Here is a 13,520-nt window from a genome sequence, read left to right on the forward strand (position 1 = left end):
GACAAACAATCGACAAGCCCTGATCCGTACGTTGTGTTCCGACGGAAGGATCGACATGGTGCAACAGCGCGAGGATGTCGCGGTCATCGTTCCCAACTACAACAAGAAGAAGACGATCCAGGCCTGCCTCGACTCGGTGTACGCGCAGACGTACCGGCCGGCCGAGGTGATCGTTGTCGACGATGCCAGCACGGACGGGTCCCGGCAGATCGCCGAGCGCTATCCGGCCCGGATCCTGCGGCTGTCCGGCAATACCGGTGCGGCCGGCGCGCGCAACGTGGGCGTGGCACACACCACCGCGCCGCTGATCTTCTTCCTGGACTCGGACACCGCACTCGCCCCGGACGCGATAGAGAACGCGGTCCACGCGTACCGGGAGACCCCGGACTGCGCGATGGTGCAGGGCGTATACGCCCCCGACCCGCTCTACGACGACGGCCTGGTCGAGGCGTACCGGGTGGCGTACGAGCACTTCGACCGCAAGCAGTGCACCGCCACCTTCCTGTCCAACACGCTCGTCTCGCGCAGCGCGTTCGACGAGGCCGGCGGGCTTGACGAACGGCTTCGCGACGGCGAGGACTTCGAGCTCGGCAGCCGGATGCCCGCGCGGTACCGGCTTGTGGTGACGGACCGGGTGGTCACCCGCGCGGACGACGAGGACACGTTCTGGGGCTGCATCGTCGAGCGGTTCTGGCGGGCCAGCACGATCCCGGTGATCCTGACCCGGACCCGGCGGCTGCCCCGGGACCGGGAGATCGGCTTCCGGCTGGACATGATCGGGCCGCATCGGCACACCCGGCGCCGCCCGCCGCTGCTCGGAGCCGTGCTGGCCGCGCTGACGGCGCTGAGCGTGCCGGTCGCCGTCGTGCAGCCGTGGGCGGTGCTGGTGACCGCCGGGTCCGCCGCCGCGTTCGTCGCGGCCAACGCGCCGTTCCTCGGGTTCGCCCGGCGGCACCGTGGCACCGGGTTCATGCTGTTCGTGCTCTGGATGCAGTTCTGCTATCTGCTGGCGTTCTTCTTCGGCGCGGGCTTCGGCCTGCTGCGCGTCGCCTACGAGGCCTCGCGGGGGCAGCTGGACCCGGTGCCGATCGGGCCCGCCACGGCCGCTGCGGCCGCACGATGAGCGAGGGCCGGCGGCGCGTCCTGTGGCGGATCGCCGCTGTGGCGTTCGCGCTCGCCCTGGCCGTCGCGCTGGTGTGGACGCTGCGGCGCCAGGACTGGACGGTCGTCGGCGCGCTGCTCGCCCGGCGCGGCGGGCAGGAGGTCACCCTGCTGCTGCTCGCGTCGCTGGCAGTGAACGTCGCCGGGCTCGCCTTCGGATTCCTCGCCTGGCGGGTCATCCTGCTGGAGCTCGGGCCGCCCGTGGCCGCCGCGCAGGTGATGCGGATCTTCGTGGTGGGGTTCCTCTCCAAGTACGTACCCGGGAAGGTGCTCGGCCTGGCCGCGACCGCCCGGGTGGCACACAACGGCGGTGTCGGGCTGATCCGGCTCGCCAGCGCGGGCGCGCTGTCGATGAGCCTGGGACTGCTTACCGCACTGACGATCGGGCTGTTCGCAGGTGCCGAGGTGATGGGCGACCAGGCCGGCTGGCTGGCATTGGCCCCGGCGGTGCTGCTCGCGGTGCTGATCTGGCCGCAGGCGGTCAACCGGGTGGCGCACCTGATGCTGCGGGTGATGCGCCGCGAACCGGCCGACCGGATGGCCGCGCCGCGGTCGATCCGGCTGACCGTGGCCTGGCAGAGCGTGTCCTGGGTGATCACCGGCCTGCATCTGTGGGTGCTCGCCGTGGCGATGGGCGCGCCTCCGCTGCGCTCCCTGGCACTCACCGTCGGCGCGTTCTCGCTTGCGACAGCGGTCGGGCTGGTGGCGGTGTTCACGCCGGACGGCATCGGGGTCCGGGAGGCGGTGCTTACCGCGGCGCTTGCGGTGGTGCTGCCGGTGCCCGCGGCCGCGGTGGTCGCGCTGGCCAGCCGGCTGGTCTGCACGGTCGCCGAGATCGGGATGGGAAGCGTCGCCCTGGTGGCGGTCGAGATCGCGCGACGGCGATCCCGGGCCGCGACCGGTGCGGCAGGAACGGAAGCATCGACCACGACGGGAGACGAGCAGTATGTCTGAACTGATCGGGCTGGACGAGTGCGAGCAGCTCACCACCAAACAGGTCCATGACCTCTACAAGAAGTACGTCAGCCGGAGCCAGGTGTCGCTGATGACCACGTTCGGCTTCGGCCGGGAGCTGGTCGACAGCGCGGAGGGTGCCTACGTCACCATGCGGGACGGCAGCCGAGTGCTCGACCTGTCCGGCGGCGTCGGCGTGCTCAACCACGGCCACAACCACCCGCGGATCCTCGCGGCCCGCCAGCGCTTCGCCCAGGAGAAGCGGCTGGAGGTGCACAAGGCGTTCTTCTCGCCGTACCTCGCGGCGCTGAGCCACAACGTCGCCTCGGTGCTGCCTGGCGACCTGTCCATCTCCTACTTCCCGAACTCGGGTGCGGAGGCGAATGAGGGCGCCATCAAGATGGCGTACAAGTACCACGGTGGCACCCGGCAGACGATCCTGCGCGCCGACATCAGCTTCCACGGCAAGACGCTCGGCGCGGGCAGCCTGACCGGTTCGTCGGAGAACCACTTCCGGTTCCCCGGTCTGCCGAACATCGAGATCCATCCGTACGGCGACGTCGCGGCCGTGAAGGAGATCGTCGAGCGGACCCGGAAGGCGAACGGCGACAGCGACGTCTACGCCGTGATGGTCGAGCCGTACAGCGCGTCGAGCCTGCGGCAGTGGTCCGAGGAGGCACTGCGGGAACTGCGGCGGCTGTGCGACCTCGAGGACATCATCCTGATCTTCGACGAGGTCTACACCGGCTGGGGCAAGACCGGAAACCTCTTCTACTTCATGCGGTACGACTGGCTGCTTCCGGACATCCTGACCTATTCCAAGTCGCTCGGCGGCGGGAAGGCCTCGATCTCCGGGTACACCGCGCGGGAGAAGCTGTTCCGCAAGGCCTACGACCGGCTCGCCGACGTGATCCTGCACAGCACCACGTACTACGGCTTCGGCGAGGAGACGGCCACCGCGATCGAGGCGGTGAACATCGTGGTCGAGGACGACTTCCCGGCCCGGGCCCGGCAGGTCGAGGCGATCCTCACCCCAGGCCTGGAACGGCTCCGCAAGACCCACCCCGACGTCATCGACCGCGTCGCCGGCGTCGGCTCGCTGCACGGCGTGTTCCTCAAGGCCGGCCCGTCGCTGCTCAACCTGGCGTCCCGGCTGGTGCCCGGCTTCTCCGGGGACCCGCACTTCAGCACGAAGCTGATAACGCTGTCCGTCATCTCGCACCTCTACCGCGAGCACAAGATCATGACCTACTACAGCCCGAACGTCGAGAACCCGCTGATGGTGGCGCCGACGCTGATGGTCGAGCCGGCCGACCTGGAGCGGTTCCTCGCCGCGCTCGACGAGACGCTGTCGGTCGGGCTGCGGCGGCTGCTCACCGAGTTCGTCAAGGAGAAGGTGGCCTCCCGATGGTGAACCACACGGTAGTGACGGGCGCCAGCGGCATGCTCGGCAGCTTCGTCGTCCAGCGGCTCAGCGACGCCGGCGTACCCGTGCTGGGGTTTGATCTCCGCGCGCCGACCGAGTCGCCGGCCGGCACCACGCACGTCATCGCGGACGTGCGCGACCCCGAGGCGATGGCGAAGGCGGTGGCCGGCGCACGGGCCGTGGTCCACTGCGCCGCCGCGCTGCCCAGTTACGCGGCCGATCAGATCCGGTCGGTGATCGTCGACGGCACCCGCAACGTGCTCACCACGGCGCACCGCGCCGGCGTGGAGCGCGTCGTGCACATCTCCACCACCGCGGTCTACGGGCTGCCGACGGTCGTGCCGACCACTGAGGACTATCCGCCGACGCCCGTCGACGACTACGGCCGGGCCAAGGTCGCGGCCGAGGAACTGTGCGAGAAGTTCCGCGCGGACGGGCTGTGCGTGCCGATCCTGCGGCCCAAGACGTTCGTCGGGCCGGGCCGCATGGGCCTGTTCGCGATGCTGTTCGAGTGGGCCGAGGAGGGCCGGCACTTCCCGCTGCTCGGCCGGGGTCAGGTGCGGATCCAGATGTGCGCCGTCGAGGACCTGGTCGAATTCGTGCACACAGTGCTGCGCGCCGACCCGCTGATCGCCAACGACACGTTCAACGTGGCGGCCAGCGAGTTCGGCACGTTCCGCGAGGACGTGCAGGCGATCCTGGACGAGGCCGGGCACGGGCGCCGTGCCGTCTCCATCCCGGCGCGGCCGGCCGTGGCCGTGCTGCACCTGCTGCAGCGCGCGCGGCTGTCCCCGGTCTACGGCCGCCTGCTGCACAAGCTGCTTGACGACTCGTTCGTCAGCACCGAGAAGGCGCGCCGCCAGCTCGGATTCACCGCCACCTACTCCAACCAGGAGGCGCTGATCCGCACGTACCACTGGTGGCGCACGCAACGGTCGGTGGCCGCGCCCGGCGGCACCGGACGTACCAGCCGGGAGGCGTGGAGCCAGGGCGCGCTGCGATTCGCGAAGGTGTTCTTCTGATGGTGGCCTCGACGAGCACGCTCACCGTCCCCACGCTGCGCACCCCGGTCCGGCCCTTGCGCCGGGCGAAGTACCTGCTGCACCTGTCCCGGCCGGGGCAGTGGCCGAAGAATCTGCTCGTGGTCTCCGTACCGCTGCTGGATCTGCGGGTCTGGGCGCCGGACGTGGTCTGGAAACTGGCCTGGGGCATCGCCACGTTCACGATCGCGGCCGTCATCGTCTACGTCCTCAACGACCTGGCCGACCGCGAGCGGGACGCCGGGCATCCGAAGAAGTGGCACCGCCCGATCGCGTCCGGGCGGGTCTCGCCGCGCGCCGCGACAGTCTTCGCGGTCACGCTGCTGGCCGTGCTGCTCGGCGCGTTCAGCCTGCAGCCGTGGTCCTGGTCCTGGCCGATCGTGGTCTACCTGCTGCTCAACGTCGGCTACTCGGCCGGGCTGAAACACACGCCGCTGCTCGACGTGTTCATGGTGGCTGCCGGTTTCGGGCTGCGGCTGCTCGAGGGCTATCTGGTGCTTGACACGCCGATCTCCGGCTGGCTCTTCACCACCGTGTTCACGGCCTGCCTGCTGCTCGCGGTCGGCAAGCGGCGGCAGGAGCTGGTGTCAACCGGCGGCGCGTACCGGCCGGCGCTGCGCGGCTACTCGGTCCCGCTCACCGAGCAGCTCATGATGCTGAGCGGAGTGCTGGCCGCCGTCTCCTACCTGCTGTACCTGCGGTCGGAGGCGCCACTGGGCGCGCTGGCACCGGCCGCCGCAGCGATCCTGGCGCCGCTGATGCTGTTCACGTTGTTCCGGTACCTGCAACTGGTGATGGTGCGCGGCAAGGGCGAGAACCCGGTCCGCACGCTGCTGCGCGACCGCGCCATCGTGGTCAACGCACTTGTGTGGGCGGCACTGTCCACTTGCTTCCTCGTCGTGACCAGGATGTCGTACCTCTGATGGACACCATGACGACGACAGTGACGACGCCCTCGACGACCCGCCGGTGGACGTGGCGTACCCGGTCGATCCTGTTTCTGATCGGGGCCTGGCTGGCCTTTGTGCTTCTGCACCGGCTGCTCTCCGGGCGGGTGTGGTGGTGGGGTGTGCCGGAGTTGGCGCCGCCGATCGTGTTCGTGCTGTTCCCGGTGATCGGGCTCGGGCTGGCCGCGCTCGCCCGCCCGGTCCGGTGGCCGGCCGCGGCGCTCGCCGTGCTGTCGCTCGCGGCCGGCGCCTCGCTGGGTGGGCTCAACCCGGGCGTGCTGTGGCACCGGCCGCCGCCCGCCCCGGCGGACGCGATAGACGTGTTCTCCTGGAACACCTGGTACTGGGACACGCCCGGGAACGCCGGCACCGAGCCGCCGGCGGGTGGCACCCCGGCCGCGGACGTCGACGCTTTCTACGCCTACCTGCACGAGCAGGACGCCGACGTCTACCTGCTCCAGGAGTACATCTACTTCAACCGGGACGGGCGGCCGGTCCGGGTCGACGCGGACGCGCGGCTGCGGCAGGAGTTCCCCGGATACCGCATCGACGTGGTGGGGGAGCTGGTGACGCTCTCCCGGCTGCCGGTCGTGGAGGCCCGGCCGATCAACCTGGAGCCGTTCCTGCCGGCCGGCCGGACGCTGAGCAAACCCGGCCCGGCCGACATCGCCGGCACCTACTACACGGACAAGGCGCTGCGTACCGACATCGACGTGTACGGCACGGTCGTCTCGTTCTACAACTCGCACGTCCCGACGCCGGTGGAGATGAACGCCGCCAGCTTCACCCCGGAGCGGATGAGCGAGGCGCACGACTCGCGGGAGGCGTCGTTCCGCGCGCTCGCCGCCGACCTGGCCGGCAACCCACGCCCGGCGTTCGTCGCCGGGGACCTCAACACCTCGCCGGTGATGGGCATCCAGCGGCTCATTCCCGACCGGCTGCGCGACGCCGGCCCGGCACTGCGCTCGCCGTACCCGGTGAGCTGGGACGACCGGCGGCTGGGCCTGTGGCGCATCGACTGGGTCTTCACGACCCCGGACGTCACCGTCCACAGGTACGAACTGATCCCGACCCGGGGTCAGTCGGACCACCGAGGGCAGTCACTGCTGCTCTCGCTCTCCTGACCAGATTGGGGACCAGACACCATGAACCGCATCCTCTCCCTCGCCCTGACCGCCGTGGCCGTCACCGGTGCGGTGGCCCTGCCCGGCACCGCGTCGGCCGCCTCGGCCGACTGTTCCTTCACCCGCACCGTCTGCCTGTGGGACGGCACCGACTACACCGGCGCCCGCTTCACCGTCCAGGCGATCGACCCGAACACCGGGACCTGCGTCGATCTGGCCGCGCACGGCTGGGGTAACGGACGGGCGGAGTCCGGGCTGAACACCGGCACCCGGACCGCGGTGCTCTACACCGGCACCAACTGCACGGGGACGGCGTACCAGCTCGTCCCGCAGGGCGGCTACGGCAGCATCTCGTTCGGGTCGAACAGCATCCGGGTCTACTGACCCCGGAGCACGGCCGCGTTTATCGAACGTACCTGTTCGGCCAGCTCCGGCAGCTCGACCACCTGGACGCCGGCCCGCCGTAGCAGCGCGACGCCCTCGCAGCGGACGAAGACCGGCGGCTCGCGCAGGACCATCACCACCCGGCGGATCCCGGCCGCGATCACCAGCTCCGTGCAGGTGCGCGGCCGGGAACGGCGGCTGCTGCACGGCTCAAGTGAGCTGTAGAGCGTCGCGCCCCGCAGGTCGGTGCCGGGAGCCAGCCGGGACAGCGCGACCTCCTCGGCGTGCTCGTGCGGGCCGGACTCCCGGGACCGGCCGCGGGCCAGCTCCCGTCCGGCCGGGTCGACGATCACGGCGCCGACCGCGTACGCCGTGGCGGACGGCGGGCAGTCGCGCGACAACTCGACGGCGATCCGCGACCAGTGCCGATCGCGTTCCGCCATAGTGGATTCCCCCATTTCATAAGGCTTTCCGATTACCGATCCGGGGTCAATCGCGCGTTGCAGAAACATTTCCGGACGTGAATACTTCGGCTCGAACGGAGGTGGTCGTGATGACCGAATCCATGCCGGTGCGCCCGAGTCGCGGTCACCGGATCGCGGACTGCCTGGTGATCCGCACCGATCCGGGTGCCGAGGCGGCCAATCCCTACTATCTGCACCGGGTGCGGCCGCTGTGCGACGAGGTTGCGGCCCGCCTCGGCCGGACCGGGGACACGGCGGTCCGCCGGCTCGCCGAGCTGCTCCAGCGGGACACCACTGATGTCGCCGCGTACCGTGCGCTTGTCACTGCCCTGGACCGGTCGGCCGAGGCCGGTGAGGCCGACGAGGTGGCCCGGACGGCGGCGCGGCGGTCCCGGATCGGCTACCGCGTCGGCGACGACTACCGGCCGCACCGGGCGATCGGCCCGGACGAGCTGCTGACCGAGGCGACCGGCCGAGGCGGCACGGACGCGGACGTGCTCGTCGTCATCCCGTTCCGGGACGCCACGGCCACCCGCGGCCGGTTCCGTAACCTGCTCGCCTGCCTGCGCACACTGCAGCGGCAGAGCCTGCCGCGGTCCCGGTACCGCATCTGCGTTGTGGAGTCGGATGAGCGGCCCCGGTGGCGCGACGAGATCCCCGCACTTGCGGACGACTACCTGTTCGCGGCGAAGGCCGGGCCGTTCAACAAGTCGTGGGCAGTCAACGTGGGCGTGGTCAACGCAGGCGGCGCCGCGGAACTGTTGTGCGTGCTCGACGCGGACGCCCTCGTCGACAACTATTTCCTGGAACGCAACGTGCGCCGTTTCGACCGGCCGGGAACCGGTGCGTTCCTGCCGTTCCGCGACCTTACCTATCTGGACGCACATGCGACGAATCAGGCCGTCGAGAGCCGATGTCTCGACGGCGCGGCGGACTTCGACCACCGGCGCATTCGTGCATTCCTGGTCCACCGTTCGCCAGGCGTCTGCGTCTGGCTGCACCGCGAGGTCTTCGACGCTGTCGACGGCATGGACGAGCGATTCGAGGGCTGGGGCGGCGAGGACATCGCGTTCGTCACCCGGCTGCAACTCGCCGCGCCGTTTCTCGTGTTCGACGACGTGATGTACCACGCCCACCACGAGCCGTCGAGCCACCTCGTCGGCGGCGAGACGGTCAACGCGCACATCCCCCGGTTCGACTGGAAGCCGCAGGTACCGATCGGCGACGTCGACCGGTTCCGGACCTCTTTCTAGGGAGAAACATGTATCAGGTAGGTGTTCGCCGTCAGGACGGCGTCTCCACGGGCCACGCGGCACCGCAGACCGCTGTGGCGTTCTCCCCGGACGCCACCCGCTACGCCAGCGGCGGCTATGACGGGCGGGTCGTGGTCTGGGACCGCGCCACCGGCGGGCAACTGTGGTCCGGCAGCCACGTCCGCCTGGTCAACGCGGTCCGCTTCGCCTCGTCCGGCCGGCTGCTGGCGAGCGCGTCCGCGGACAAGACCTGCCGGATCTGGGACGCGGCCGACGGCAGCCTGGTCCAGCAGTTCGCCCGCCAGCCCGACGACCTCAACTCGCTGGCGTGGATCGACGACGACCTGATCGTCACGGTCAGCCAGGACGGCACCGGCCGGATCTGGAACCTGTCCACCGGCACGCTTGACGCGCGCGTCCTCTTCCACAGCGACCACCTCATGTCGGTGGACGTCGCAGACGGGCTGCTGGTCACCTGCGGCGAGGACGCGAAGATCAAATTCTGGCAGCCGGACGGTACGTTGCACCGCGTCGTCGCCACGGCCGGGCACGCCGAGATGTGCCGCTGGTCGCCGAGCGGAATGCGGCTCGCGGCCAGCTGCGACGACGGCTTCGTGCACATCCTCGACCGGGAGGGAGAGCTGGTCACCAAGATCGGCCCGTACGTCGCGGCGGTCAAGGCCGTGGCCTGGTCCCCGGACGGCACCCGGATCGCGGTCGGCGCCTACGACAGCACCGTCTGCCTCTGGGACGTCGAGTCCGGCGAGCTGATCTCCCGCTGGCACGGCGGGCAGCTCTGGCCACGCTCGCTCGACTACGCCGCGGACGGCAGCGCGCTGATCGTCGGCACGATCGCCACCACCCCGCGGGTCATCGAGATCGGCACCACAGCGGAGGCGATCGAGCCCGCGGCCCCGACGCGCGGTGTGAACCACCTGAGCGTGAACGGCGGCCTGCTCGCGGCCGGTTGCGACGACAGCACGATCCGGGTGTGGGACGACCCGGCGCGGCCGGCGCGGCTGATCGAGGTCGGCGACGGCAGCCTGATCAACACGGTGGGCGTCGCCCCGGACGCGGCCCGGATCGCGTACGGCACGTTCTCCGGCCGGATCGGCGTGGCGGACAGCCGCACCGGCGAGGTGCTCGTCGAGGAACGCCGGGAGCACCCGATCAACCGGGTGGCGTGGTCGCCGTCCGGCCGGTTCCTCGCGGTCGCCGACTACGAGGGGGTGCTCGACATCTACGAGGTGTCCGGCACCCGGCTCGCACCGCACACCAGCTACGCCGGCCACGACGGTGCGATCAAGGACGTGAGCTGGCTCGACGACGAGCACCTGACCACGTACTCGACGGATCGCACCACCCGGCTGGTCACGCTGTCCGGGGGGATGCTTCACGTGTTCACCGGACACGGCGAGCTGATCAACGGTGGTTCGGTGACAGTGATCGGCGGCCGGCGGGTGCTCGCCACAGTCGCCCGCGACCGCAGCGCCCGGGTGTACGACGTGGACACCGGCGCGCTGCTGACAGTGCTCTCCGGCCACGACGAGTCGGTCAAGTCGGTCGCCTGGCACCCGGGCGGGGAACCGGTGCTGCTGACCGGCTCCTACGACTTCACCGCCCGGCTGTGGACACTCGACCCGCAGACCTGGCGGACCACCGCGATCACGCCGCTGACCGGCCACGAGAACGCGATCCCCACCGTGTGCTGGCTCAGCGACACACCGGTGACAGGCAGCTGGGACGGCACCGTGCGAGTGTGGTCGGTGCCGGACGGCGGCGCGCCGGTCGCCCGCGAGCTGGCATGAGCGCTCCCGCGATCCGCACCCGGGTCCCGATGTCGCTGCACCGGCCGGCCGGGCGGTCACCGGCCGCCTCGCCCGGTGAGCTGGTCACATTCACCGGGCTGGCCGACGCGGGCGAGCACATCGCCTACCTGGTCCGCCCATGGACCGGCACGCCACTGGTCCGGCTGCACAGCGAATGCCTGACCGGCGACGTGCTCGGCTCGACCCGGTGCGACTGCGGGCCACAGCTCGGCGAAGCGCTCGACCGGATCACCGGCAGCGGCGGCATCGTCATCTACCTGCGGCAGGAGGGACGCGGCATCGGCCTCTACAACAAGATCGATGCGTACCGGCTGCAGGACGACGGCGCCGACACGTTCGAGGCGAACCGGATGCTCGGCCGCGGCGAGGACGAGCGCGACTACCGCGTCGCGGCCGAAATGCTCCAGGCGCTCGGCGTACCCCGGATCCGGCTGCTGACAAACAACCCCGACAAGGCACGAGCGCTGCGCCGGTACGGCATCGAGGTCGTTGCCGTGCACCCGACCGACGTATACCTTATGCCGGCCAACGAGGGGTATCTGACCGCCAAGGTCGTCAAGGCGGGGCACCGCATCCGCATCGACGGCACCAGCCCAGCGGAGAGGGACTGAACGCCACGTGCTGCCGGACGGAATCGAACGGGACACGCTGACCGGGATCGTCGACGATCCGGACCGGCCGTTGGACGAGCGGCTCGCCGCCGGCGCGATCCTCGGCCTGGTCGGCGATCCACGGGTCCCGCCGATCCCGGGCGTGGTCGAGATCCCCGGCGGCGAGTTCGAGATGGGCACCGGCGACGCACGCCTGGACCGGGCGCTGCACGACTGGGCACACCTCGGCCTGCAACGGTCCTGGCTGGCCAAGGAGACGCCGGCGCACCGGGTCAGGGTCGGTGACTTCCGGCTCGGCCGCTATCCGGTGACCAACGGGCAGTATTACGCGTTCCTCACCGCCACCGGGCACGAGCCGCGACCGTCCACCTGGTACCTCGGTGCCTACCCGTGGGACCGGTCCAACCACCCGGTCGCCGGGATCGGTGCCGCGGACGCGGACGCGTACACGGCCTGGCTCGCCGCGACCACCGGCCGGGCGTTCCGGCTGCCCACCGAGGCCGAATGGGAGTACGCGGCCCGCGGCGGCGACGACCGGGAGTATCCCTGGGGTGAGCGGTTCGACGCCGCACACGCGAACGTGCACGAGACCGGGGTGGGCACCACCACCCCGGTCGGCGCGTTCCCGGCCGGGCGTTCCGTACACGGCGTCGACGACCTGGCCGGCAACATCGAGGAGTACGTGTCCGATGAGTACGCGCCGTACCCCGGCGGACCCGCACCGGACCAGCGGGACGACCTCGTCCGCACCCTCGGCACCTACCGGATCACCCGCGGCGGCAGCTTCGCCCGGTCCGGCGATCTCGCCCGCACCCGCCGCCGGCACGGGCCGTACCCAGGCCCGGAATATCCGCCAGGCCTCCGGGTGGCCTGCTCATGACGGCCCGCGGCATCCCGGTCCTGCTTGTGGCCGGCATGGTCATCGACGCGCTCGGCAGCGGCATGACCGCGCCGTTCATCCTGACCGTCGGGCACCTGCTCGTCGGCCTCTCGCTGCCGGTCACCGGCCTCGCCGCGGCGGCCGGCGCGCTCGTCGGCATCATCGGCGGCCCGCTCGCCGGTGCCGCCGTCGACCGCTTCGGCCCGGCCCGCACCGTCGTCGCGGCCAACCTGATCTGCGCACTCGGCAACGTCGGCCTGCTGCTCGCCCAGGACGCGATCGCGTTCGGCATCGCCTCCGGCGTGTGCGCGTTCGCGGTCCGGGCGTTCTACGCCGCATTCGCCCCGCTGGTCTCGTCGCTGGCCCGGCCGGAGGACCGGGAGACCTGGTTCGGCCTGCTGCGCGCGGCCCGCAACATCGGCCTGGCCGTGGGTGGGGGGCTCGCGTCGGTGGCCATGCTCGCCGGCGAACACACCGGACTGCGCCTCATCCTCGCCTCCGACGCCGGGTCCTATCTGCTCGCGGCCACCCTGATCACGCTCGCCGCCCGCTCGGCGATGCCCGCCTGGCAGCGGCCCGCGACGACCACCGCCCCCACCGGGTACGCCGCCGCGCTCGCCGACCGTGCCAACGCCGTGCTCGCACTGCTCAACGTGGCCTGCACGGTGGTGGCCACCACCGCCCTGCTGGCCATGCCGGTATACGTGCTTGACCGGTTCCCCGGCGCGCTGTGGCTGCCCGGCGTGCTGACCGCGACCGTGTCGACGGTGCTTACCCTGATGGTCGCGGTCGCGCCGCGCCTGTCCGCCGGCCGACGGCGCCTGCGCATCCTTGCCTTCTGCGCCACGCTGTGGGCGGCGGGTGGCGTGGTCCTCACGCTGGCCGGGCTGATTCCGCCGGTCGCGGGCATCGCGCTGCTGCTGCTCGCCGCGGTGCTGCTCGGCCTGGCCGAAGCACTGTACGCACCGACCGCCGACGCGTTGCCGCTCTACCTGGCGCCACCCGGCCAGGCCGGGCGGTACTCCGCCCTGCACCAGCTCGCCTGGGGCGTGGCAAGCGTGGCCGGGCCGCTTCTCGCGGGCGGGCTGTCCGCGCTGGACCCGGGCGCGGTGTGGCCGGTGCTGGCCACTGTGGCGCTGGGCACGGCCGTGGCGTACACCGCGCTCGGCCCGCGCCTCGGCCACCGCGCCGGCCGCGCCGGCACCACCGAGAACGACCGGGTCGCCGAGCCTGCGTAGGCGCGGTAACGGCGTGGGGTGCTGGGCTGCGGCGAGGCCCAGGCGACCCCTTGACCGACGCCCACGTCGATACAGCGCTTGGAGTGTCGGCGCGGCCGGGAGCCGGGAGCGCGGAGTCGCGTGGTTGTTCCGGGACCACGGCGGTACCGGCTCCGCCGGTGCTCCGAAGCGGAGCGCCAGCGGAGTCTTCGGAGCACCGGAGGTTTGCC

The 13,520-nt window shown here is 71.3% G+C and carries 13 protein-coding genes; 12 read left to right on the forward strand and 1 reads right to left on the reverse strand.

Translation table 11 applies throughout. The features are described 5' to 3' along the window. The first annotated feature begins 55 nt into the window (after positions 1 to 55). Genes ACIA8K_RS26730 through ACIA8K_RS26760 form a run of 7 tightly spaced genes read left to right on the forward strand, consistent with a single transcriptional unit; the run spans position 56 to position 7,036 of the window. A complete protein-coding gene (locus tag ACIA8K_RS26730; RefSeq protein ID WP_396063882.1) occupies positions 56 to 1,123 on the forward strand; it encodes a glycosyltransferase family 2 protein in 1,068 nt (355 codons plus the stop codon). Next, positions 1,120 to 2,115, forward strand: coding sequence for a lysylphosphatidylglycerol synthase domain-containing protein (locus tag ACIA8K_RS26735; RefSeq protein ID WP_396063884.1), 996 nt, complete (start codon positions 1,120 to 1,122; stop codon positions 2,113 to 2,115). The genes ACIA8K_RS26730 and ACIA8K_RS26735 overlap by 4 nt, the downstream gene beginning before the upstream one ends. Continuing rightward, entirely contained in the window at positions 2,108 to 3,529 is a 1,422-nt protein-coding gene (locus tag ACIA8K_RS26740) for an aspartate aminotransferase family protein (protein WP_396063886.1), read from the forward strand. Before ACIA8K_RS26735 ends, ACIA8K_RS26740 begins: the two co-directional genes overlap by 8 nt. Further along, positions 3,523 to 4,563: an NAD-dependent epimerase/dehydratase family protein gene (locus ACIA8K_RS26745; protein WP_396063888.1), complete on the forward strand. Its 1,041-nt coding sequence runs from the start codon at positions 3,523 to 3,525 to the stop codon at positions 4,561 to 4,563. Before ACIA8K_RS26740 ends, ACIA8K_RS26745 begins: the two co-directional genes overlap by 7 nt. Further along, positions 4,563 to 5,504, forward strand: coding sequence for a UbiA prenyltransferase family protein (locus ACIA8K_RS26750; RefSeq protein WP_396063890.1), 942 nt, complete (start codon positions 4,563 to 4,565; stop codon positions 5,502 to 5,504). The genes ACIA8K_RS26745 and ACIA8K_RS26750 overlap by 1 nt, the downstream gene beginning before the upstream one ends. Positions 5,505 to 5,512: 8 nt before the next feature. Beyond that, complete coding sequence (locus tag ACIA8K_RS26755) at positions 5,513 to 6,652, forward strand: endonuclease/exonuclease/phosphatase family protein (protein WP_396063892.1); 1,140 nt, start codon at positions 5,513 to 5,515, stop codon at positions 6,650 to 6,652. A 21-nt stretch (positions 6,653 to 6,673) separates the two neighbouring features. After that, positions 6,674 to 7,036 carry a peptidase inhibitor family I36 protein gene (locus ACIA8K_RS26760; RefSeq protein WP_396063894.1) on the forward strand — a complete coding sequence of 121 codons (363 nt, stop codon included), beginning with the start codon at positions 6,674 to 6,676 and terminating at the stop codon, positions 7,034 to 7,036. Here ACIA8K_RS26760 and ACIA8K_RS26765 read toward each other — a convergent pair. Then, the gene (locus ACIA8K_RS26765) at positions 7,030 to 7,479 is read right to left on the reverse strand and encodes a dCMP deaminase (protein ID WP_396063896.1); all 450 of its coding nucleotides are present in this window, start codon (positions 7,477 to 7,479) and stop codon (positions 7,030 to 7,032) included. The two genes, ACIA8K_RS26760 and ACIA8K_RS26765, sit on opposite strands and share 7 nt — an antisense overlap. 110 nt (positions 7,480 to 7,589) lie before the next feature. Between ACIA8K_RS26765 and ACIA8K_RS26770 the strand changes: the two genes are divergently transcribed. The 5 genes from ACIA8K_RS26770 to ACIA8K_RS26790 are packed head-to-tail and all read left to right on the forward strand — an operon-like array spanning position 7,590 to position 13,311. Continuing rightward, positions 7,590 to 8,753 carry a glycosyltransferase gene (locus tag ACIA8K_RS26770; RefSeq protein WP_396063898.1) on the forward strand — a complete coding sequence of 388 codons (1,164 nt, stop codon included), beginning with the start codon at positions 7,590 to 7,592 and terminating at the stop codon, positions 8,751 to 8,753. Between the two features lie 8 nt (positions 8,754 to 8,761). Beyond that, complete coding sequence (locus tag ACIA8K_RS26775; RefSeq protein ID WP_396063900.1) at positions 8,762 to 10,561, forward strand: WD40 repeat domain-containing protein; 1,800 nt, start codon at positions 8,762 to 8,764, stop codon at positions 10,559 to 10,561. Next, on the forward strand, positions 10,558 to 11,193 hold the full coding sequence (gene ribA, locus ACIA8K_RS26780; RefSeq protein WP_396063902.1) for a GTP cyclohydrolase II: 636 nt from the start codon (positions 10,558 to 10,560) through the stop codon (positions 11,191 to 11,193). The genes ACIA8K_RS26775 and ribA overlap by 4 nt, the downstream gene beginning before the upstream one ends. 7 nt (positions 11,194 to 11,200) lie before the next feature. Continuing rightward, positions 11,201 to 12,073 (forward strand): formylglycine-generating enzyme family protein, encoded by an 873-nt coding sequence (locus ACIA8K_RS26785; protein WP_396063904.1) that lies wholly within the window; start codon positions 11,201 to 11,203, stop codon positions 12,071 to 12,073. After that, entirely contained in the window at positions 12,070 to 13,311 is a 1,242-nt protein-coding gene (locus tag ACIA8K_RS26790) for an MFS transporter (RefSeq protein ID WP_396063906.1), read from the forward strand. Before ACIA8K_RS26785 ends, ACIA8K_RS26790 begins: the two co-directional genes overlap by 4 nt. Positions 13,312 to 13,520: the final 209 nt, after the last annotated feature.

The sequence above is a fragment of the Catenuloplanes sp. NPDC051500 genome, from assembly GCF_044454585.1.
GTDB lineage: Bacteria > Actinomycetota > Actinomycetes > Mycobacteriales > Micromonosporaceae > Catenuloplanes.

What these genes read in the sequence shown, in the direction of transcription:
- ACIA8K_RS26730 (WP_396063882.1), top strand. Translation starts at nt 56, where the DNA reads ATGGTGCAACAGCGCGAGGATGTCGCGGTCATCGTTCCCAACTACAAC.
- ACIA8K_RS26735 (WP_396063884.1), top strand. Translation starts at nt 1,120, where the DNA reads ATGAGCGAGGGCCGGCGGCGCGTCCTGTGGCGGATCGCCGCTGTGGCG.
- ACIA8K_RS26740 (WP_396063886.1), top strand. Translation starts at nt 2,108, where the DNA reads ATGTCTGAACTGATCGGGCTGGACGAGTGCGAGCAGCTCACCACCAAA.
- ACIA8K_RS26745 (WP_396063888.1), top strand. Translation starts at nt 3,523, where the DNA reads ATGGTGAACCACACGGTAGTGACGGGCGCCAGCGGCATGCTCGGCAGC.
- ACIA8K_RS26750 (WP_396063890.1), top strand. Translation starts at nt 4,563, where the DNA reads ATGGTGGCCTCGACGAGCACGCTCACCGTCCCCACGCTGCGCACCCCG.
- ACIA8K_RS26755 (WP_396063892.1), top strand. Translation starts at nt 5,513, where the DNA reads ATGACGACGACAGTGACGACGCCCTCGACGACCCGCCGGTGGACGTGG.
- ACIA8K_RS26760 (WP_396063894.1), top strand. Translation starts at nt 6,674, where the DNA reads ATGAACCGCATCCTCTCCCTCGCCCTGACCGCCGTGGCCGTCACCGGT.
- ACIA8K_RS26765 (WP_396063896.1), bottom strand. Translation starts at nt 7,479, where the DNA reads ATGGCGGAACGCGATCGGCACTGGTCGCGGATCGCCGTCGAGTTGTCG.
- ACIA8K_RS26770 (WP_396063898.1), top strand. Translation starts at nt 7,590, where the DNA reads ATGACCGAATCCATGCCGGTGCGCCCGAGTCGCGGTCACCGGATCGCG.
- ACIA8K_RS26775 (WP_396063900.1), top strand. Translation starts at nt 8,762, where the DNA reads ATGTATCAGGTAGGTGTTCGCCGTCAGGACGGCGTCTCCACGGGCCAC.
- ribA (WP_396063902.1), top strand. Translation starts at nt 10,558, where the DNA reads ATGAGCGCTCCCGCGATCCGCACCCGGGTCCCGATGTCGCTGCACCGG.
- ACIA8K_RS26790 (WP_396063906.1), top strand. Translation starts at nt 12,070, where the DNA reads ATGACGGCCCGCGGCATCCCGGTCCTGCTTGTGGCCGGCATGGTCATC.